Annotated in this window: 21 protein-coding genes and 1 tRNA gene; 15 read left to right on the forward strand and 7 right to left on the reverse strand. The window is 63.1% G+C overall.

What is annotated here, in order from left to right; all coding sequences use genetic code 11:
• Positions 1-202: 202 nt before the first annotated feature.
• Positions 203-1,861 carry an MFS transporter gene (locus AWB66_RS18250; protein WP_087631584.1) on the forward strand — a complete coding sequence of 553 codons (1,659 nt, stop codon included), beginning with the start codon at positions 203-205 and terminating at the stop codon, positions 1,859-1,861.
• 74 nt (positions 1,862-1,935) lie between these two features.
• Positions 1,936-2,012, forward strand: a tRNA-Met gene (locus tag AWB66_RS18255).
• Between the two features lie 106 nt (positions 2,013-2,118).
• Here AWB66_RS18255 and AWB66_RS18260 read toward each other — a convergent pair.
• The 5 genes from AWB66_RS18260 to AWB66_RS18280 form a co-directional block, all read right to left on the reverse strand.
• Complete coding sequence (locus AWB66_RS18260) at positions 2,119-3,357, reverse strand: MFS transporter (RefSeq protein ID WP_087631585.1); 1,239 nt, start codon at positions 3,355-3,357, stop codon at positions 2,119-2,121.
• Between the two features lie 150 nt (positions 3,358-3,507).
• On the reverse strand, positions 3,508-3,738 hold the full coding sequence (locus AWB66_RS32985; RefSeq protein WP_407642290.1) for a benzoate/H(+) symporter BenE family transporter: 231 nt from the start codon (positions 3,736-3,738) through the stop codon (positions 3,508-3,510).
• 75 nt (positions 3,739-3,813) lie between these two features.
• Complete coding sequence (gene catC / locus AWB66_RS18270) at positions 3,814-4,092, reverse strand: muconolactone Delta-isomerase (RefSeq protein WP_087631587.1); 279 nt, start codon at positions 4,090-4,092, stop codon at positions 3,814-3,816.
• 45 nt (positions 4,093-4,137) lie between these two features.
• Positions 4,138-5,265 carry a muconate/chloromuconate family cycloisomerase gene (locus AWB66_RS18275; RefSeq protein ID WP_087631588.1) on the reverse strand — a complete coding sequence of 376 codons (1,128 nt, stop codon included), beginning with the start codon at positions 5,263-5,265 and terminating at the stop codon, positions 4,138-4,140.
• A gap of 105 nt (positions 5,266-5,370) precedes the next feature.
• Entirely contained in the window at positions 5,371-6,294 is a 924-nt protein-coding gene (locus AWB66_RS18280) for a LysR family transcriptional regulator (RefSeq protein ID WP_087631589.1), read from the reverse strand.
• Between the two features lie 178 nt (positions 6,295-6,472).
• On the opposite strand from AWB66_RS18280, the gene catA reads away from it, so the two are divergent.
• From catA to AWB66_RS18320, 8 genes are all read left to right on the forward strand, one after another.
• Positions 6,473-7,408: a catechol 1,2-dioxygenase gene (gene catA, locus AWB66_RS18285; protein WP_087631590.1), complete on the forward strand. Its 936-nt coding sequence runs from the start codon at positions 6,473-6,475 to the stop codon at positions 7,406-7,408.
• 111 nt (positions 7,409-7,519) lie between these two features.
• Positions 7,520-8,878 (forward strand): Rieske 2Fe-2S domain-containing protein, encoded by a 1,359-nt coding sequence (locus tag AWB66_RS18290; protein ID WP_087631591.1) that lies wholly within the window; start codon positions 7,520-7,522, stop codon positions 8,876-8,878.
• Positions 8,875-9,363 carry a benzoate 1,2-dioxygenase small subunit gene (gene benB / locus AWB66_RS18295; protein WP_087631592.1) on the forward strand — a complete coding sequence of 163 codons (489 nt, stop codon included), beginning with the start codon at positions 8,875-8,877 and terminating at the stop codon, positions 9,361-9,363. The genes AWB66_RS18290 and benB overlap by 4 nt, the downstream gene beginning before the upstream one ends.
• A 40-nt stretch (positions 9,364-9,403) precedes the next feature.
• Positions 9,404-10,426, forward strand: coding sequence for a benzoate 1,2-dioxygenase electron transfer component BenC (gene benC, locus AWB66_RS18300; protein ID WP_087631593.1), 1,023 nt, complete (start codon positions 9,404-9,406; stop codon positions 10,424-10,426).
• Positions 10,423-11,199 carry a benzoate diol dehydrogenase BenD gene (gene benD / locus AWB66_RS18305; protein ID WP_087631594.1) on the forward strand — a complete coding sequence of 259 codons (777 nt, stop codon included), beginning with the start codon at positions 10,423-10,425 and terminating at the stop codon, positions 11,197-11,199. The genes benC and benD overlap by 4 nt, the downstream gene beginning before the upstream one ends.
• Positions 11,200-11,244: 45 nt before the next feature.
• Positions 11,245-11,643: a RidA family protein gene (locus AWB66_RS18310; protein WP_087631595.1), complete on the forward strand. Its 399-nt coding sequence runs from the start codon at positions 11,245-11,247 to the stop codon at positions 11,641-11,643.
• A 371-nt stretch (positions 11,644-12,014) separates the two neighbouring features.
• Complete coding sequence (locus AWB66_RS18315; protein WP_087631645.1) at positions 12,015-12,413, forward strand: FKBP-type peptidyl-prolyl cis-trans isomerase; 399 nt, start codon at positions 12,015-12,017, stop codon at positions 12,411-12,413.
• A gap of 179 nt (positions 12,414-12,592) precedes the next feature.
• On the forward strand, positions 12,593-13,453 hold the full coding sequence (locus AWB66_RS18320; protein ID WP_087631646.1) for an MBL fold metallo-hydrolase: 861 nt from the start codon (positions 12,593-12,595) through the stop codon (positions 13,451-13,453).
• 1 nt (position 13,454) lies between these two features.
• On the opposite strand, the gene AWB66_RS18325 is transcribed toward AWB66_RS18320, so the two are convergent.
• Entirely contained in the window at positions 13,455-14,132 is a 678-nt protein-coding gene (locus AWB66_RS18325) for a FadR/GntR family transcriptional regulator (RefSeq protein WP_087631596.1), read from the reverse strand.
• Between the two features lie 145 nt (positions 14,133-14,277).
• Between AWB66_RS18325 and dgoD the strand changes: the two genes are divergently transcribed.
• Positions 14,278-15,426, forward strand: a complete 1,149-nt coding sequence (dgoD, locus tag AWB66_RS18330) for a galactonate dehydratase (protein WP_087631597.1) — start codon at positions 14,278-14,280, stop codon at positions 15,424-15,426.
• A 117-nt stretch (positions 15,427-15,543) separates the two neighbouring features.
• Positions 15,544-15,846: a hypothetical protein gene (locus tag AWB66_RS18335; RefSeq protein WP_087631598.1), complete on the forward strand. Its 303-nt coding sequence runs from the start codon at positions 15,544-15,546 to the stop codon at positions 15,844-15,846.
• A gap of 65 nt (positions 15,847-15,911) precedes the next feature.
• Here the strand turns inward: AWB66_RS18335 and AWB66_RS18340 are convergent, their stop codons facing one another.
• Positions 15,912-16,847 carry a CopD family protein gene (locus AWB66_RS18340; protein ID WP_087631599.1) on the reverse strand — a complete coding sequence of 312 codons (936 nt, stop codon included), beginning with the start codon at positions 16,845-16,847 and terminating at the stop codon, positions 15,912-15,914.
• A gap of 482 nt (positions 16,848-17,329) precedes the next feature.
• Between AWB66_RS18340 and AWB66_RS18345 the strand changes: the two genes are divergently transcribed.
• From AWB66_RS18345 to trhA, 3 genes are all read left to right on the forward strand, one after another.
• Positions 17,330-18,073: a c-type cytochrome gene (locus AWB66_RS18345; RefSeq protein ID WP_087631600.1), complete on the forward strand. Its 744-nt coding sequence runs from the start codon at positions 17,330-17,332 to the stop codon at positions 18,071-18,073.
• Between the two features lie 21 nt (positions 18,074-18,094).
• Positions 18,095-19,390, forward strand: coding sequence for a c-type cytochrome (locus tag AWB66_RS18350; protein WP_087631601.1), 1,296 nt, complete (start codon positions 18,095-18,097; stop codon positions 19,388-19,390).
• 126 nt (positions 19,391-19,516) lie between these two features.
• Complete coding sequence (gene trhA, locus AWB66_RS18355) at positions 19,517-20,137, forward strand: PAQR family membrane homeostasis protein TrhA (RefSeq protein ID WP_087631602.1); 621 nt, start codon at positions 19,517-19,519, stop codon at positions 20,135-20,137.
• Positions 20,138-20,149 lie beyond the last annotated feature (12 nt).

The raw sequence follows: 20,149 nt of genomic DNA on the forward strand, positions 1-20,149 counted from the left end.
ATGCGTGTTAGAAGGAATAGGCCGCGCATTCTCCGATATTTAACGACGATCAACGTTGATTGGCGGATTTGATCGTCTGACGACTGCTAATACGACGCCGGACCGCGCGTCAGAACGCCGTAAGTTTTCGTTCCAATAATCGTTGCACGGGAACCGCTCGAGACCGCGGACCGCATCGAAAATCAAAATCAGGAGACGATTCATGGCTACGGTTGAAGGGCGCATATCGCATGCCCCGATGACGAGCGAAGAAAAGAAGGTGATCTTCGCCTCGTCGCTCGGGACAGTCTTCGAGTGGTACGACTTCTATCTGGCGGGCTCGCTTGCCGTCTATATCAGCAAGACCTTCTTCTCCGGCGTCAACCCGACGGCCGGCTTCATCTTCACCCTGCTCGGCTTCGCGGCGGGCTTCGCGGTGCGTCCGTTCGGCGCGATCGTGTTCGGGCGGCTCGGCGACATGGTCGGGCGCAAGTACACGTTCCTCGTGACGATCGTCATCATGGGTTTGTCGACCTTCGTGATCGGCTTCTTGCCCGGCTACGCGTCGATCGGCATAGCCGCGCCCGTCATTTTCATCGCGATGCGGCTCTTGCAGGGCCTCGCGCTCGGCGGCGAGTACGGCGGCGCGGCGACCTACGTCGCCGAGCACGCGCCGTCGAACAAGCGCGGCGCGTGGACCGCGTGGATCCAGACGACGGCCACGCTCGGCCTGTTCGTCTCGCTGCTCGTGATCCTGGCGGTGCGCACGATGGTCGGCGAGGACACCTTTGCCGCGTGGGGCTGGCGCGTGCCGTTCCTCGCGTCGATCGTGCTGCTCGGCATTTCGGTGTGGATCCGGATGCAACTGCATGAATCGCCGGTGTTCGAGCGCATCAAGGCCGAAGGCAAGACCTCGAAGGCGCCGCTCACTGAAGCGTTCGGCCAGTGGAAGAACCTGAAGATCGTGCTGCTCGCCCTCTTCGGCCTGACGGCCGGCCAGGCGGTGGTGTGGTACACGGGCCAGTTCTACACGCTCTTCTTCCTCACGCAGACGCTGAAGGTCGATGGCACGAGCGCCAACATCATGATCGCGGTCGCGCTGTTGATCGGCACGCCGTTCTTCGTGTTCTTCGGCTCGCTGTCCGACCGCATCGGCCGCAAGCCGATCATCATGGCCGGCTGCCTGATCGCGGCGTGCTGCTACTTCCCGCTCTTCAAGGCGCTCGCGCACTACACGAACCCGACGCTCGAAGCCGCGACGGCGAAGTCGCCGATCGTCGTGATCGCCAATCCGGACGAGTGCTCGTTCCAGTTCAACCCGGTGGGCACATCGAAGTTCACGTCGTCGTGCGACATCGCGAAAAGCGCGCTGTCGAAGTCGGGCCTGAACTACGAGAACGTGGCCGCACCGGCCGGCACGCTCGCGCAGATCAAGGTGGGCGAGACGGTCGTCGATACGTACGACGGCAAAGCCGGCGATGCGAAGGCAAAGGGCGCCGCGTTCGACAAGACGCTCGCCGGCACGCTGAAGAGCGCGGGCTATCCGGCGAAGGCGGACCCGGCGCTGATCAACTGGCCGATGGCGATCGTGGTGCTGACGATCCTCGTGATCTTCGTGACGATGGTGTATGGACCGATCGCGGCGATGCTGGTCGAGATGTTCCCGGCGCGCATCCGGTACACGTCGATGTCGCTGCCGTATCACATCGGCAATGGCTGGTTCGGCGGGTTCCTGCCGGCGACGGCCTTCGCGATCGTGGCGGCAAAGGGCAATATTTACTCGGGGCTGTGGTATCCGATCGTGATCGCGCTGGCGACGTTCGTGATCGGCATGCTGTTCGTCAAGGAGACGCGCAACTCGGCCGTGTACGAGCAGGATTGAGCGGCGGGTAGTAGGAAAATGCCGGGAAGGGGTTGACAGAATTCCCGGCTATCTCCATAATCCGATTCTCTTTAGGCGAATTAGCTCAGCCGGTTAGAGCGACGGAATCATAATCCGCAGGTCCGGGGTTCGAATCCCTGATTCGCCACCAGTAGTTAGAAAAGCCGCTGCTTCGAAAGAAGCAGCGGCTTTTTGTTTTCCGGCACGGGAAAAACGCCTAATGCGGCGTTTGACCGGCGTCCGCCCCTACACGGCAATCAGTCAGGTGACGGATCGCAAATGCCTTTGAGCGTCGACTCCGTGGCAGGCCTTTCCAGTGCGACCACACGCTGCAGTGTCGCCAAACCGAGCACTGCAAGTCCGCAACCCATCGCGAAGTCGGCATCTACGCTCGCGCGGTCAACGATGGCGCCTCCCACTGCCGAACCAGCGGCAATGGCTACCTGAATGATGCTCACGAACATGGCCGAGCCTGCTTCAGGCAGGTCTGCCGTACCTCGCTGAATCCATACGCTAAAGCACAGCGGCAGGGCTCCGAACGCGACGCCCCAGACGAGCATTCCGACCGTCTCGCCGATGGGCGAATGGTCGATCAAAAACATCGACGATATCGCGCCGAGGAGAAGCAGAGTCATCACGGCGACGGATTTCTTGAGATGACCCGATACCACCACGGACAAGATCGCATTGGAAAAGAACCCGACAAGACCAAAGCCGAAGAGCAACAGCGTAATCGCGCTCAGCGAAAAGTCTTGCTCGAGTAGCGGCGCGATATAGGTATAAGTCGAGAAATGCGCGCCGAAAACAAGCGCGACCATCAACATGCTCCACCGCGTGTGCGACCGCCCGAGCAGCGTTTTGAAATCAGCCAGGCGCAACGCCGAGGCCGACGGCAGCGAAGGCACAAGAAACACTTGCGCAAGCAGAGCGACCGCCACTAATCCCGCCGTCGCTGCAAAAGACAAACGCCACGATGCAAACGATGCGATGAAAGTACCAAGCGGCACGCCGATCACGGTGGCACACGTGACGCCCGTCAGGATAGTGGCAGTCGCCTTTGCCGCGTCCTTCGTCTGCACGAGCCGGGGCGCAGCGGCAGTCGCCAGCGTCCAGAAGCCCCCTAACGCAGCCCCGAGCAAAGCCCGACCAACCAGCACCATCGGAAACGTCGCTGCGACCGCGCACACGATATTGGATAGCAGCAGCACCATCGTCAGGAGCAGGAATACATACCGACGATCCATTCGTCCGGCACTGACGATCAGCGTCGGTGCAAATATCGCAGCCATGACGCCAGGCATCGTGATCATCAGCCCCGCGACGCCCGGCTTCACACCGAGGTCGTGTGCGATTTGCGGCAGCAGTCCGACAGGTAGAAATTCGGCGGTGACAAACGCGAAGGCGCTGACCGCGACGGCCAGGACGGAAAGCCATTGACGCAACGAAGTGGGACTGTCGTGCAACGACGCGTGCGTGGTGGGCGAATCAATATGCATGGGGACACGGGTTCTAAATTAGTGTCCGACAGGTTAAGACGGGCGCGATATGAGAAAAAGGGGCGTGCACGGAACACAGTTACCAGCCTACGCGAACAATACGAATCGTCCTCGGCGCCCGAAGACGCGCCTGTGTAGCGTTCCGACGTGTCATCGGCTCCGCTTGCCGCTGCCGAACACGAGGTACGCCAACGTCCCAAGCACGATGCCCCAGAATGCCGAACCGAGACCCAGAAAGCTCATGTTCGAGGCCGTCGCGATAAACGTGAGGAACGACGCCTCCCGATGCGCCTCGTCCTGCACCAGCCCCGCAATGTTGGTCGCGAGCGGGCCGGCGTAGGAGATGATGACGGCAAGCAGCCCGGCAGTAACCGCCGACACGGACCAGCGCCCTTTCCGGGCGGCAGACACCGCAGTCCCTTCCGCATCCGGACCCATGGCGCCCGCGTGCAGCTTTTAGCGGATAGACGACGGATGACGTGCAAGGGCCGTCACCTTCATCGTCATATACGGGAACAAAGGCAGACCAGAAAGGATGGTGTGCAGTTCGTCGTGCGAGTCGACGTCGAAGACGCTGTAGTTCGCATATTCACCGACGACGCGATGCAGTTGCTGCCACTTGCCCTGCCGTTGAAGCTCCTGCGAGTAGGCCTTTTCGCGTGCCTTGATTTCATCGGCCTGAGCAGCGGGCATGTCGTGCGGCAGGTTCACATCCATTCTCACCAGATAAAGCATGATTCTCCTCCAGAAAAGGGTTGGTAATGCGTCGCGCGGGTGCGCTCAAACGTTCTTGTCGCGACGATAGAAGGCGAGCTTATCCTCGTCTATCTGCAGACCCAGGCCCGGTCCGTCCGTCAAATGCAGGTCGAAGTCACGGTACTGGGGGCGCGCAGTAACGATGTCGTCCTTCAGCAGGAGCGGTCCGAACAGTTCGGTACCCCAGGCGAGTTGCGGCAACGCGCTGAAGCCGTGCGCCGACGCGATCGACCCGATGCTGCCTTCGAGCATCGTGCCGCCGTACAGCGACACACCGGCTGCATCCGCGATGGCGGCGACGCGCATCATCCCGTAGATGCCGCCGGACTTGGCGATCTTCAATGCAAACACGTCCGCGCATGCGTGGCGCACGAGTTCAAGCGCGTCCTCGGGCCCTGTCACGGCTTCGTCGGCCATGATCGGCACGATGAAACGCGATGCAAGTCTCGCAAGCGCTCCGCGCTGCTCGCGCGGCGTGGGTTGCTCGATCAGGTCGATGCCGGCAGCTTCCAGCGCCTCGATTCCGAGCGCTGCGTCGACCTCGTTCCAGGCCTGATTCACGTCCACGGTGACCTTGGCGCGGTCGCCGAGCGCGGCCTTGATCGTCGATACGTGCGCGACGTCGTCGCGAACGCTGCGCCGGCCGATCTTCAGCTTGAACGTATTATGCCGGCGTTCGGCGAGAAGCATTTCCGCTTCCTCGATGTCGCGTTGGGTATCGCCGCTTGCGAGCGTCCAGAGAACCGGAAGCGTCTTGCGAACGGCGCCGCCAAGCAGCGTCGAGACCGGAACGCCCAAGCGCTTGCCCTGCGCGTCGAGCAAAGCCGTCTCGATCGCGCATTTCGCGAACCGGTTGCCGCGCGCGATCTTGTTCAGCTTGAGCATCGCGCCGTTGACATTGGTCGAATCCAGGCCGACGAGCGCAGGTGCAAGGTAAGTGTCGATGGTCAGCTTGATGCCTTCGGGACTCTCGTCGCCGTACGACAGGCCACCGATCGTCGTGGCTTCGCCAATACCTTCGATGCCATCGCTCGAATGCAGACGGACGATGACCAGGGTTTGTTGCTGCATCGTCGCCATGGCTAGCTGATGCGCGCGAATGGTCGGGAGGTCAACCAGAATCGCTTCGACGGAGGTAATTTGGGGGTTCATACCTGAAATGGCGGAGTGGATGGGTTGCTGAAGTATTGCGCGCCCGAGAATCGGCTGTCCAACACCATCGACGTCTAGTGCCATACCTTCGAGGTATGAGAGACCTCACCGCCCCTGCTCGGTACGGGGCGCATAGGGAATACGCTCCTCCTCGTACAGCCGGTAAATGAGTTCGAGCATCTCCCGAATATCGCGCGACTCGTCGAGCGCACGCATGCTCATGATGATGGGCGATACCAGCGTCGGGTCGTCCAGTTCCTTGTAGCTCACATCGTCGCGCTTCAGGCCGTACACGCTGCTCGGCACGATGGAAATGCCCTCCCCCGCTGCCACGAGCCCCAGCGCAATCTGCAACTCGCGTACTTCGTAGATCCGGCGCGGCTTCAGCGCGCGGTCCTGAAATGCCGAGAGCACCTGGTCCGCATAACTGGGACGCGGCGTCTTCGGGAAGATGATCAGGGTCTCGTTGATCAGGTCGCGAAGGGCCAGGACGGGCTTGATGAGCGAAAGCGGATGGCCGACCGGAAGTGCCACGATCATCTTCTCCTCGCGGAGAATCACGCGTCGGATGTTCGCATCCTCGAGCCGGATACGACCGAAACCCACGTCGATGCGGCCGTCCTTGAGCGCCCGGATCTGGTCCATCGTCGACATCTCGTGGAGGCTGAGTTCGACCGTGGTGTTCTCGTCGCGAAAACGCCGGATGATCTTCGGCAGCATTCCATACAGCGTAGAACCCACGAAACCGACAGAGAGACTGCGTTCGATATTGCCCACGCGCCTTGTCATCGATTCGAGTTCGGCGGTCTGCGCCAGCAACTGAACGGCATGCGAATAGAAGAACTTGCCCGTCTCCGTGAGCTTCAACGGGCGTGAATTGCGCTCGAAGAGTTGAACGCCGAGCGTCTCTTCGAGTTGCTGTATCTGACGGCTCAACGGCGGCTGGGCGATGTGCAGCCGCTGCGCCGCGCGCGTGAAATTGCGTTCTTCCGCCACCGCGACGAAATATCGAAGATGCCGCAACTCCATCTCAATACCTCCTGGATATAGCCCGATACTAAATCAGTGTTGGACTGGCCTTTCGGACGTCCATTATCCTGCTTTCACGCTCTGATTCACCACCGATTATACCTTCTGAGCATACAGAGACCGGTGCTGAAGCAAGGGTTAACCCCCACCAGAAAACAGTGAGATTCAGGAGCAGACAATGAACGTGAAAGTGTTCGAAACGAAGGAAGTGCAGGACCTGCTGAAGGCCGCTGCCAACCTCGGGAGCCAGGACGGCAATGCCCGCGCGAAGCAGATCGTTCATCGACTGCTCGGCGATCTGTTCAAGGCCATCGACGACCTCGACATCACGCCCGATGAAATCTGGGCCGGCGTCCACTATTTCAACAAGCTCGGCCAGGACGGCGAAGCGGCGTTGCTCGCCGCAGGTCTTGGTCTGGAGAAGTACCTCGACGTTCGCATGGATGCCGCCGACCGTGAAGCTGAGATCACCGGCGGCACGCCGCGCACGATCGAAGGGCCGCTGTATGTCGCCGGTGCGCCGGAGCGCGATGGCGTATCAAGGATCGACAGCGATCCGGACGCGGAGTCCGGCCCGCTGATCATCCGCGGCACCGTGACCGGCCCGGACGGCAAGCCCGTCGCTAATGCGCTCGTCGAATGCTGGCACGCCAACTCCAAGGGCTTCTATTCGCACTTCGACCCGACCGGCGCGCAGACCGACTTCAACCTGCGCGGCGCAGTCAAGACCGGTGCCGACGGCAAGTACGAATTCCGCACGCTCATGCCGGTGGGCTACGGCTGCCCGCCGCAGGGCGCGACCCAGCAACTGCTGGACACGCTCGCCCGCCACGGCAACCGTCCCGCGCACGTGCACTTCTTCGTCAGCGCCGACTCGTGCCGCAAGCTGACGACGCAAATCAACATCGAGGGCGACCCGCTGATCTGGGACGACTTCGCCTACGCCACCCGCGAGGACCTGATCCCGCCGGTGGTCGAAAAGAGCGGCGGCACGGCGCTCGGCCTGAAGGCCGATGCCTACAAGGAAATCGAGTTCAACATCGAGTTGACTCCGCTGGTTCAGGGCAAGGACAACCAGCTCGTCCATCGCCTGCGCGCATCGGCCACGGCGTAACGGCTCGCAGCGGCGGCGCTGTCGCAACACGGCCGCCGCTCAATTCGTCGCAAGATTCTTTCACACCGATGCAAGGGCTCCATGACTGGAGCACGCATAGGGAGAGCACACATGTCCGCCATTATCGACAAAGCCAGGCAGCTGGATGAATTGCTGCACACCGCCGTTCAGGATGACAAGCAGGCAGGCGTATTCCGTTGCCGCCGCGACATCTTCACCAACGCCGACTTGTTCGAACTGGAGATGAAACACATCTTCGAGAGCAACTGGGTGTATCTCGCGCACGAAAGCCAGCTTGCCAACAACAACGACTACTACACCACGTGGATCGGCCGTCAGCCCGTGGTCGTCACCCGCGACAAGACCGGCGAACTGCACGCGGTCATCAACGCCTGCGCGCACAAGGGTGCGATGCTGTGCCGTCGCAAGCATGGCAACAAGGGCAGCTTCACCTGTCCGTTCCACGGCTGGACTTTCTCCAACGCGGGAAAGCTGCTGAAAGTGAAGGACAACAAGACGACCGAATATCCGGTGCAGTTCAATACGCACGGCTCGCATGACCTGAAGAAGGTCCCGCGCTTCCAGAGCTATCGCGGCTTTCTGTTCGGCAGCCTCAACCCGGACGCGATGCCGCTGGAAGACTACCTCGGCGAAACCAGGGTCATCATCGACCAGATCGTCGACCAGGCTCCGGAAGGGCTCGAAGTGCTGCGCGGCAATTCCTCGTACGTCTACGACGGCAACTGGAAGATGCAGATGGAAAACGGCTGCGACGGCTATCACGTCAGCACCGTGCACTGGAACTACGCCGCGACGATGGACCGGCGCAAGGTCGACGGCACCAAGGCGGTGGATGCGAACAGCTGGAGCAAGTCGGTCGCCGGCGTCTACGGGTTCGAACACGGCCACATGTTGTTGTGGACCAAGACGATGAATCCGGAAGTGCGGCCGGTCTATCAATACCGCGATGAAATCAAGGCGCGCGTCGGCGAAGTCAAGTCGGAATTCATCGTCAATCAGACGCGAAACCTGTGCCTGTATCCGAACGTGTTCCTGATGGACCAGTTCAGCACGCAGATCCGCGTGATCCGTCCGATCAGCGTCGACAAGACCGAAGTCACCATCTTCTGCTTTGCCCCGAAGGGCGAGAGCGCCGACGACCGCGCCACCCGTATCCGTCAATACGAAGACTTCTTCAACGTCTCGGGCATGGGTACCGCCGATGACCTCGAGGAATTCCGCGCTTGCCAGAACGGCTATGCCGGCACCACCGCGCTGTGGAACGACCTTTCGCGCGGCGCGCCGCTGTGGGTCGACGGCCCGGACGAGAATGCGAAGAACATGGGTCTCAAGCCGGTCATCTCGGGCGAGCGCAGCGAAGACGAAGGCCTCTTCGTCTGCCAGCACGAATACTGGGTGCACGTGATGCGCGGCGCGCTGAAAAGGGAACAAGAGGAGGCGCTGCCATGAGCCACGACTACCAGACAATCTGCGCCGCGCTGTACCGCGAAGCGCGCCTGCTCGATGACCGCCAGTGGGACGAGTGGCTTGCCTGCTATACCGAGGACGTCACCTACTGGATGCCGGCGTGGGACGACGACGACCAGATCACCGACGACCACGAGAGCCAGATCTCGTTGATGTATTACCCGGACCGTGGCGGCCTGGAAGACCGGGTGTTTCGCATCAAGACCGAGCGCAGCGGAGCTTCGATGCCCGAACCGCGGACGAGCCACAACGTCACCAACGTGGAAGTGCTGGCCGAGCGCGACAACGAAGTGGACGTTCGCTACAACTTCAACACGCTCAATCACCGGTACAAGGCCACCGATCATTTCTTCGGCACGATGTTCGTCACCTTGCGAAAGGTCGACGAGGCCCTCTTGATTGCGAGCAAGAGAATCGTGCTGAAGAACGACTACATCCGCCAGGTGCTCGACGTCTATCACGTCTGATATCGCCATCGGCAGGACACTGGAAGCAGAGGAGACACACATGTCGAGCTACAACGTTGCACTGAATTTCGAAGACGGCGTGACCCGCTTCGTCGCATGCAAGCCGGGCGAGAAGGTGCTTGATGCCGCCTTTCGCGCGAAGATCAACCTGCCGATGGATTGCTCCGACGGCGTGTGCGGCACCTGCAAGTGCCGCGCCGAAAGCGGCAGCTACGACCTCGGCGACGAGTACATCGAAGACGCGCTGAGCGAGGACGAGAAAGATAGCGGCCTCGTGCTCACCTGCCAGATGGTGCCGCAAAGCGATTGCGTGATCGCCGTGCCGGCCTCTTCCACTGCGTGCAAGACCGAGCAGAGCCGGTTCGCCGCGACGGTGTCGAAGGTCGAACCGCACAACGATGCGGCCGTCGTGCTCGAACTGGAGGTCGATGCCACCGCACCCGTCTTCCTGCCCGGCCAGTATGTGAACATCGATGTTCCGGAAAGCGGCCAGCATCGTTCGTATTCGTTCTCGTCGGGCCCGGGCCAGTCGAAAGTCAGCTTCCTGATCAAGCGGATTCCCGGCGGCGTGATGAGCACCTGGCTCGACTCCGCGCAGCCCGGCCACAAGCTGGAACTGACCGGCCCGCTCGGCAGTTTCTATCTGCGCGCCGTCGAGCGGCCGTTGCTGTTCCTCGCGGGCGGCACGGGCCTGGCGCCATTTCTCTCGATGCTGGAAGTCCTGGCTCGCACGGATTCGAAGCAGCAGGTCCACTTGATTTATGGCGTGACCCGCGACCTCGATCTGGTGCAGGTCGAGGAAATCGATGCGTACACGAAGAAGCTGCCGAATTTCAGCTACGCCACGGTCATCGCCGATGCCGAGTCGAATCATCCGCGCAAGGGCTGGGTGACGCAGCACATCCCGGCCGACGCGTTGAACGATGGCGACGTCGACGTCTATCTGTGCGGGCCGCCGCCGATGGTCGATGCGGTACGCAAGCATTTCGACGACAACGGCGTGAAGCCCAACAGCTTCCACTACGAGAAGTTCACCCCCAACGCAGCGCCGAGGACCGCATGAACACGCAACGATTCGCGGGCAAAGTCATGGTGGTGACCGGCGCGGCGCAGGGCATCGGCCGGGGCGTGGCGCTGGGTGCGGCCGCCGAGGGCGCCAGGGTGCTGTTCGTCGACCGCGCCGACTTCGTCTCCGAGGTCGCCGCCGAAGCCAAGGGCGCCGACACGGCCGGATTCGTCGCCGACCTCGAGACGTACGAAGGCGCGGCATCGGCGATGGCGTTCGCCGTGCGCGAGTTCGGCGGTATCGACATCCTGATCAACGGTGTCGGTGGCGCGATCCGCATGCGTCCGTTCGCCGAATTCGAACCTGGGCAGATCGACGCCGAAATCCGCCGTTCGCTGATGCCGACGCTGTACGCGTGCCACGCGGTGTTGCCGCATCTGCTCGAGCGCGGGGGCGGGACCATCGTCAACGTCTCTTCGAACGCCACGCGCGGTATCCGGCGCGTGCCGTATTCGGCGGCGAAGGGCGGCGTCAACGCGCTCACGCAGTCACTGGCGATGGAATACGCGGAACACAACGTCCGCGTGGTCGCCACCGCGCCGGGCGGGACCGACGCGCCTGCTCGCCGTGTCCCGCGCAACACCGCAGGCGACAACGAGCAGGAAAAGCGCTGGATGGGCGACGCGGTGAAACAGGTCACCGAATCGACCTTTTTCAAACGCTACGGCAGCATCGACGAACAGGTCGCGCCGATCCTCTTCCTCGCTTCGGATGAGGCGAGCTATATCACCGGCACGGTGTTGCCGGTCGCCGGTGGCGACAATGGCTAAGCCCTGTTCACACTCGCCATCGAACGCTTGCAGGAGGCTCATTCAATGATCGAGCGCAAAGCCATCGTTCCCCCGGGAATGGAAGCCGTGTACGCGAAGATCCGCTACGCACCCGCGGTGAAGGTCGGCAGCACAATTTACGTGTCCGGCCAGATCGGCCGTGATGCGGCCATGCAACTGGTCGAAGGCCGCGAAGCGCAGATCGTCCAGGCTTTCGAGAACCTCAAGCGTGTTTTGGAAGCCGCGGACGCGTCGCTGAACGATGTAGTCGACCTGACCACGTTTCACACCGACATGCGCGACTTGCCGTTGTTCATGCGGGTGCGTGACCGCTATCTCACGGCGCATCCGCTGCCGGCGTGGACGGCGGTGGGCGCGCACATGCTGGGCGGTGCAGCGGGCTACATCGTTGAAATCAAGGCGGTCGCGGTATTGCCCGAGTAGAAATCATCGTCATCAGAAAAAGAAAAGCCGGCCAAAGCCGGCTTCCAAAGCGTGTTGTGTTGAAGGCTGCGGCCTCGCGGCCACGGGCCTGACTGGACTGTCGGCAAAGACTCGCGCTGCATCACGCTGTGCTTTGCCGACAGATCAGCCGCCCCGCCCTTCTGTTTATCGGTCCATGCGCCAACTTCCCCCGAGCGCGCAGCCAGTATTTCGCAACTGACGCCCAACGAACGTGCGACACCGAACGTTCAGAGGAAAGTCGATGACGGCTCTTGAATCGCGTCATCGCGTCGCCGGCCGCAGACGAACATTGCCCGAAGCGCTGGATGCTCCCCGATATAATCGGTCCGCCATTCAACGAGGACATTCGCATGAAAAAAATCATCGCTCTGCTCGCCGCTTCAGCCGTGGTGTCGACCGCATTCGCCGCCGGCACCACCGAGAAACTGCCTTCGGGCGTCGTCGTCGAGCACATCAAGCAAGGCACCGGCCCTCAACCGACCGCGGACGACGTCGTGCGCGTCAACTATCGCGGCACGCTCGCGAACGGCACCGAATTCGACAGTTCGGACAAGCACGGCGGCCCCGCCGCGTTCCCGCTCGGCCGCGTCATTCCGTGCTGGACGCAAGGCGTCCAGAAGATGAAGGTCGGCGGCAAGGCGAAGCTGACCTGCCCCGCGGCGACCGCCTACGGCGAGCGCGGCGTCGGCGTGATCCCGCCGAACAGCGACCTCACGTTCGAAGTCGAGCTGCTCGGCATCGGCAAGTAAGGACGACGACCTCGCAGCCGGATCGCTGAAACTCGCCGACGTTCACGGCGCGACCAGCGATCCGCCGTGAACCCGCCACGTGGTCGATTTGTGCACCGCGCGCTCGATCGAATTGCCCGCGTCCCGTGCATACTATCGACACAGCCAGCGCAACCGATTTCGTCGGAGGGAACGCGATCGTGCAGCCGTCCGTCCAGCCTTTCTTCGACCTCAACACCGGCACGATGACTTACGTCGTGTACGGGAAACCCGGTTCGGCATGCGCCATCGTCGATTCGGTGCTCGACTACGACCCCAAGGCCGCGCGCACGTCGACGCGTTCCGCCGATGCCGTCATGGCGTTCATCCGCGAAACGGGCCTCGGCGTCAAGTGGATACTGGAAACGCATGCGCACGCCGATCATCTATCGGCGGCGCCGTATCTGCAGCGGCAACTGGGCGGGAAGATCGCGATCGGCGAATCGATTCGCACCGTGCAGGGCGTGTTCAAGAAGATCTTCGATCTCGAACCGGAGTTTCAGCTCGACGGTTCGCAGTTCGATCATCTCTTCGGCGACGGCGAGGCATTCAGGATCGGCGAACTGCAGGCATCGGCGATGTACGTCCCGGGACACACGCCCGCCGACATGGCGTATCGCATCGGCGACGCGGTATTCGTCGGCGATACGCTTTTCATGCCGGACGTCGGCACCGCGCGCTGCGACTTTCCGGGCGGCGACGCGCGCACGCTGTACCGCTCGATCGGACGGCTGCTCGCGCTTCCCGACGAAACGCGGCTCTTCGTCTGCCACGACTATCCGCCTCCGACACGCGAGCCGCATTGGGAAACCACGGTCGCCGCCCAGCGCGCGGACAACATCCACGTCGGCGCGGGCAAGACGGAGGACGAATTCGTCGCCATGCGCGAAGCGCGCGACGCCACGCTCGACATGCCGACGCTGATCCTGCCGGCCATCCAGGTGAACATCCGTGCAGGCCAGCTTCCGCACGCGGCCGGCAACGGCACGACCTACCTGAAGATTCCGCTGAACGCGCTGTAGATCAGGTTTCGATGCGCTCGCGCGTCACGCCGAGAAGGCCTGCCATCGCGCGGCGGGCGCCGGCTTCGTCGCGTGCGACGATCGCGTCGTACACGGCCGTGTGCTCGGCAAGCGCCGCGTTGTAGACCTCGGCGCGCTTGGCGTTCAAGCGCAACTGCGCTTCGAGCGTGCGTTCGATCAGCGTGCCGAGCGGGATCAGCAGTTCGTTGCTGCACGCGGTGAGCACGCCCAGGTGGAACCGCAGGTCGGCGCGCACCCATTCGTCGACGTTCTGCGCGGCGGCCATCGCGCGATGCGCGTCGGTGAGCATCGCGAGCGTCGCGCTCTGGTGATTCCTCGCGGCGAGCGCGGCCGCAAAGGGCTCGACCATCTCGCGCATCTCCTGCAACTTGAGCGCGAACTGAAGCGGCGGCGCGACCCGCGAATACCATTCGAGGACGTCGGTATCGAGCATGTTCCACATCTCGCGCGCCCGCACGCGCGTGCCGACCTTCGGCCGCGATCCGATCAGCCCTTTCGACGTCAGCGTGCGCAACGCTTCGCGCAGCACCGTGCGGCTGACGCCGAAGCGCTCCATCAGTTCCGCTTCGCGAGGCAGCGTCGTGCCTGGCGCAAAGTCGCCGCGCAGGATGCCGGTGCCGAGTTCGAATGCCACGCGGCCGTGAAGATCGTGCTGAATGACAGTCTCCTTATCATTTCGGTCAGGCGCGGATTATCGGCGATCGGCGCGCACGAAAAGAATTTTTCATTCTCAATAGTACTATTAATACGACCACAGCGAGATTTTTTGATAGCATGTCATTTCACGCCTGGAGACGCTACTCATGAAAATCACCAAACTCGAAACCTTCATCGTTCCGCCGCGCTGGTGCTTCCTCAAGATCGAAACCGACGAAGGCATCGTCGGCTGGGGCGAGCCGGTCGTCGAAGGGCGCGCCCACACGGTCGCCGCCGCCGTCGACGAACTCGCCGACTATCTGATCGGAAAAGACCCGCTTCTCATCGAAGACCACTGGCAGGTGATGTACCGCTCGGGCTTCTATCGCGGCGGGCCGATCGGCATGAGCGCGATCGCGGGCGTCGACCAGGCGCTGTGGGACATCAAGGGCAAGCATCACGGCGTGCCCGTGCATGCGCTGCTCGGCGGCCAGGTGCGCGACAAGATCAAAGTGTATTCGTGGATCGGCGGCGATCGTCCGAGCGACGTCGCGAACAACGCGCGCGCGGTGGTCGAGCGCGGCTTCAAGGCGATCAAGATGAACGGCTCGGAAGAGCTGCAGATCATCGACACCTTCGACAAGGTGCAAGGCGTCATCGACAACGTGCGCGCGGTGCGCGAGGCGGTCGGCCCGAACGTCGGCATCGGCGTGGATTTCCACGGCCGCGTGCACAAGCCGATGGCGAAGGTGCTCGCGAAGGAACTCGACCCGTTCAAGCTGATGTTCATCGAGGAGCCGGTGCTCTCGGAGAACGCGGAAGCGTTGCGCGACATCGTCAACCAGACGAGCACGCCGATCGCCCTCGGCGAGCGCCTTTATTCGCGCTGGGACTTCAAGCACGTCCTGGCGGGCGGCTACGTCGACATCATCCAGCCGGACGCGTCGCATGCGGGCGGGATCACGGAATGCCGCAAGATCGCGTCGATGGCGGAGGCCTACGACGTGGCGCTGGCGCTGCACTGCCCGCTCGGACCGATCGCGCTCGCGTGCTGCCTGCAACTCGATGCGGTCAGCTACAACGCGTTCATCCAGGAGCAGAGCCTCGGCATTCACTACAACAAGGGCAACGACCTGCTCGACTACATCCGCAATCCGGAGGTCTTCAAGTACGAAGACGGCATGGTCGGGATTCCGCAGGGACCGGGGCTCGGCATCGAAGTGAACGAGGAGAAGGTGCGCGAAATGGCGAAGATCGGTCATCGCTGGCGCAATCCGGTGTGGCGTCACGCGGACGGCAGCGTCGCGGAGTGGTAAGAGAGACGGGCGGCGCTTCTGCCGATGTTTCCGCCCTCTTTGCGCGCTCTCCTACATACCGGTCCGGGACGTTGCAGTTATGCTTGAATGAACTGTCAACGCCACCGAGAAACGAGTATGTATTACGCCTTCCCCGACGAGTATGTCCGTGCCCAGATGGCCGTCGGCGCGCTGGTCCTGTTCGGCGTGATGCGCGTGATCGGCGCGGCGCTCGGCGTGCAGCACGGCTGGCGCATCTCGACGGTCACGCACTGCTTCACCGGCGCGGCCGTGGTCTTTTGCCTGCCGCAATTCGTCGATGCGTTCGCCTTCGCGCCTGAATCGCACTGGGCGTTCGTCGAATTGCAGGGCAAGGCGGCGGGTTGCGCGGTGGCGCTCTTCTGCGCGCCAATCGTCAGTCACAGGCTGGGCTACGAATGAACGTGCGATCCGGCTGAAATCCGGCTGAACTTCGCAGCCGGCGAGCCAGCCAACACCGCACGGCCTTATCCGCCGAACGCGAATCCCGGCACGCTGTGCGACAGCACGGACGCCGCCACGAACACCCCGATCATCAGCAGACCTTCGACGCGCATCACGTTCGTGACGGTATGCGCATCGACCGTCGACGCGGTGCGCCGCAAGCGCGGCAATGCCGACCACCGGTTGAGGCCGCCGAAGATCAGCGCCGTCGCGACGAGCACGGCCTTCACGATCAGCACGTGCCCCCAGACGCTCTGCTGCAACACGCTCGCCGCGCCGCCGAGCCCGCGCAGCGCATTGAAGACGCCCGTCGCGATGACGAGCACGACCGCGACCACCGCCATCGTCGACATCTTCCCCGCGATGCGGATCAGAAACGCGCGCGCAAGCGATGTCCCGAGCGCGGGCAGCACCGCGAACGCGCCCGCGATCACGACTCCGCCCCAGACGCCCGTCGCGAGCAGGTGCAGCGTCTGCACGACCTCGGCGACCGAAAAGGCGCCCGCATCGGCCGCATGTCCGACCGACGCTTTGCCCGCCGCCGCGACGAGCGCTCCGAATGCGGCGAACGCGAGCCGCCCGGCGCCCATCGGCGCACCGGACGCGGTGGCGAGCACGAGCAGGACGCTGCCGGCGAATGCGATCGCCCAGCCGGTGCCGGCGTGCGTCGCCGTGAGAACCGTCCACACCGACGCGCCCGCTTCCATGACCGGCACGCCGCTCATCGATGCTGCCTGCAGCCACAGCAGCACGAGATTCGCGAACGCGAGTACGAGCGCGCCGCCTGAACCGATGCGCCGCGCGCGCGCCCAGCCGAAGCGCGCGGGCGAGACCGTGGCGAAGGCCTTCTCCTTCGAGAGCCATCCGTTCATGAGGACGGCGCCGAGCATCGAGGCGAAGGCGATGTCGCCGAGCGCGGCAAAGGCGACCTGCGCGAGCCAGAGCGGATCGTCGTTCATGGGCGCTCCCCGGCGGTCGGACGGGCAGGCGGGATCGGTGATTGCGATACGGACGTCATCGGGAGGAAAAGAACGGTCGGCAGGGATGAAAGAGGACGCATGCAGCCCGCGAAGTCTAGTCGAACGGGCGCTTCGCATGCACGTATTGAAACGCCTTGATACTTTTGCCCACCCCGACCGGGGCGGACGCGGGTCGAAGGTTTGTCGATGGGGCGCGAGTGAAAAGCCCGTGACAAGGCCATCCCGCGCGCCAATCGACCGCGTCGAAACGACGTGACAAATTGTCGCGGAAACGCCGCAGCGCCCGCTGTGGAAGGCCAAGCCCAAATAGTCATCATCATGCAACGATGATAGAATGCCGCGTCGCATCAGAGGCTCGTCGAGCCTTTTGTGGTAGCAGCTTCGAGCGGTACGAGCTCGCCACTGAGTAGTTCGCCACTTTCGCACCGAGCCGAACGAAGCTCGGCAGGTCCCCGAATTTCATGGAGTGTCGCGTGTCTTCAAGACGCAAATACCGTCCGCTGCTCGCCTCGTTGCTCGGCCTGGCACTGATTGGCAGCGCTGGCGCTTTCAATGCCGCGCAGGCGCAAAACCAGCCGATCGCCCCTGATACGATGGCCGCCCGCGTGCAAGGCTGCACCGCGTGCCACGGCGTGCACGGCGAAGGCACGGACAACGACTATTTCCCGCGTCTTGCCGGCAAGCCCGCCGACTATCTGTACAACCAGTTGCAGAATTTCCGCGAAGGGCGCCGCAAGTACCCGCCGATGAACTACCTCGTCACGTATCTCTCGGACGACTACCTTCATCAGATCGCGACGTACTTCTCGCAGCAGCGCCCGCCGTATCCTCAGCCCGCGAAGAGCAACGTGTCGCAGTCCACGCTCGCGCGCGGCCAGCAGATCGTGCTGAACGGCGACGCGTCGAAACAGATTCCCGCCTGCGCCGCGTGTCACGGCAAACCGCTGACCGGCATGCAGCCGGCCATTCCGGGTCTCGTCGGCCTGCACGCCGACTACATCAGCGCGCAGGTCGGCGCATGGCGTTCGGGCACGCGTCACGCGAAGGCACCGGACTGCATGCAGCAAATCGCCTCCCGCCTGACGGACGACGACGTCACCGCCGTCGCCGCATGGCTCTCGACGCAAACCGCACCCGCCAACCCGGTGCCCGCGCCCGCTGGCTCGTTGAAGATGCCGCTCACCTGCGGCAGCGAACCGCAATAAGGCGCGAGGAGCGACAACACAATGAAACGCAAGTCCCTGTTCGCACTTTCGGCTGTCGTCGTGGCAGCCGTCGCAGCCGGCGCCGTCCTCTGGTCGGGCGGCGACACTCTCCATTCGGGCGGCGCCGTCGCGGCCACGCCCGCGGACAAAGCCGCGCTCATCAAGCAGGGCGAGTATCTCGCCCGCGCCGGCGACTGTATCGCGTGCCACACGGTGCGCGGCGGCAAGGAATTCGGCGGTGGCCTGCCGATGGCGACGCCGTTCGGCACGATGTTCACGCCGAACATCACGCCGGACGACCAATACGGCATCGGCAAGTGGACGTCGGATGACTTCTATCGCGCGATGCACACGGGCCGTTCCAAAGACGGCAGCCTGCTGTACCCGGGCTTCCCGTTCACGAGCTACACGAAGGTCACGCGCGCCGACTCGGACGCCATCTACGCCTACCTGCGCTCGGTCCCGCCGCTGTCGGTCGCGAGCCGGCCGCACGAACTGCGTTTCCCGTTCAACAACCGCAATCTGCTGATCGGCTGGCGCACGCTGTTCTTCAGCGAAGGCGAGTACAAGCCGGACCCGACGAAGTCGGTCGAATGGAACCGTGGCGCGTATCTCGTCGAAGGCCTCGGCCACTGCGGCATGTGCCACACGTCGATCAACGCGATGGGCGGCCCGGTCAACTCGGCGGCGTTCGCCGGCGGTCTGATCCCGCTGCAGAACTGGTACGCGCCGTCGCTCACGTCGAACAAGGAAGCCGGCCTCGGCGACTGGGACATCAAGGACATCAACGACCTGCTGAAGACCGGCGTGTCGCAGCGCGGCGCGGTGTTCGGGCCGATGGCCGAAGTGGTCCACAACAGCCTGCAGTACATGTCCGACGCGGACATCAACGCGATGTCGACGTATCTCAAGTCGATCCCGCAGAAGAAGGAAGCGCCGGAAACGATGCAGCTCGAGACGTCGGAGAAATTCGGCACCGAACTGCTGCAGACGGGCAAGAAGGTCTACACGGAGAACTGCGCGAAGTGTCACGCGGAGAACGGGCTCGGCAAGCCGCCGGCTTATCCGCCGCTCGCGAACAACCAGTCGATCCAGATGCCGTCGGCCGTCAACCCGATCCGCATGACGCTCAACGGCGGTTATCCGCCGAGCACGGGTGGCAACCCGATGCCGCACGGCATGCCGCCGTTCGCGCAGGCGCTGTCGGATACGGAAGTCGCCGCGGTCGTGACGTACATCCGTATGTCGTGGGGCAACCACGGCACGCCGGTGTCGCCGCAACAGGTCAGCAATCTGAGATCGGCGCCGCTCGACTGACAATAAACGCAGACAGCGTACAATAGATGCTGGGGCGCAGCCTTCGAGTCGGGGCCGCGCCCCTTGTCTTTGGTGGCCGGCGCTTCGTGACACGCGGGCAACCGCGAAGCGCAACGAGGGCATGCAATGGTTTTTGGCGAGCGGTTCAACAGTATCAGTCACCTGATCGGCACGGTGCTGTCGGTGGCAGGACTGGCGGCGCTCGTCACGATGGCCTCGTTCGAAGGCGATCCGTACAAGATCGTGAGCTTCGCGATCTACGGCGCGATGCTTTTCGCGCTGTACGCCATTTCGACGCTGTATCACTGGGCGCGCAATCCGCGCGTCAAGGCGGTACTGCAAAAATGCGATCATTCGGCAATCTACTTGCTGATCGCAGGCAGCTACACCCCGTTCACGCTCGTCACGCTGCGTGGTCCGTGGGGCTGGTCGCTGTTCGGCGTGAGCTGGGGGCTCGCTGTCCTCGGCATCGTGCAGGAACTCACGCTCGGGCGCCGAACCCGCAGCGTTTCGATGGTGCTTTACGTGTTGATGGGCTGGCTCGCGCTCGTAGCCGTCCGTCCGCTCGTTTCGGCGCTGCCGCCCGCAGGCACTGCGTGGCTGGTGGCGGGCGGCGTGATCTATAGCGCCGGTATCTATTTTTTCATCAACGACGAGCGCATCCGGCACGGCCACGGCATCTGGCACCTGTTCGTGCTGGCAGGCAGCCTGTGTCAATTCGTCAGCGTCGCGCGCTATGTCGCGTGAGACGCGCATGAC

It is taken from the genome of Caballeronia telluris, assembly GCF_001544495.1.
GTDB lineage: Bacteria > Pseudomonadota > Gammaproteobacteria > Burkholderiales > Burkholderiaceae > Caballeronia > Caballeronia telluris.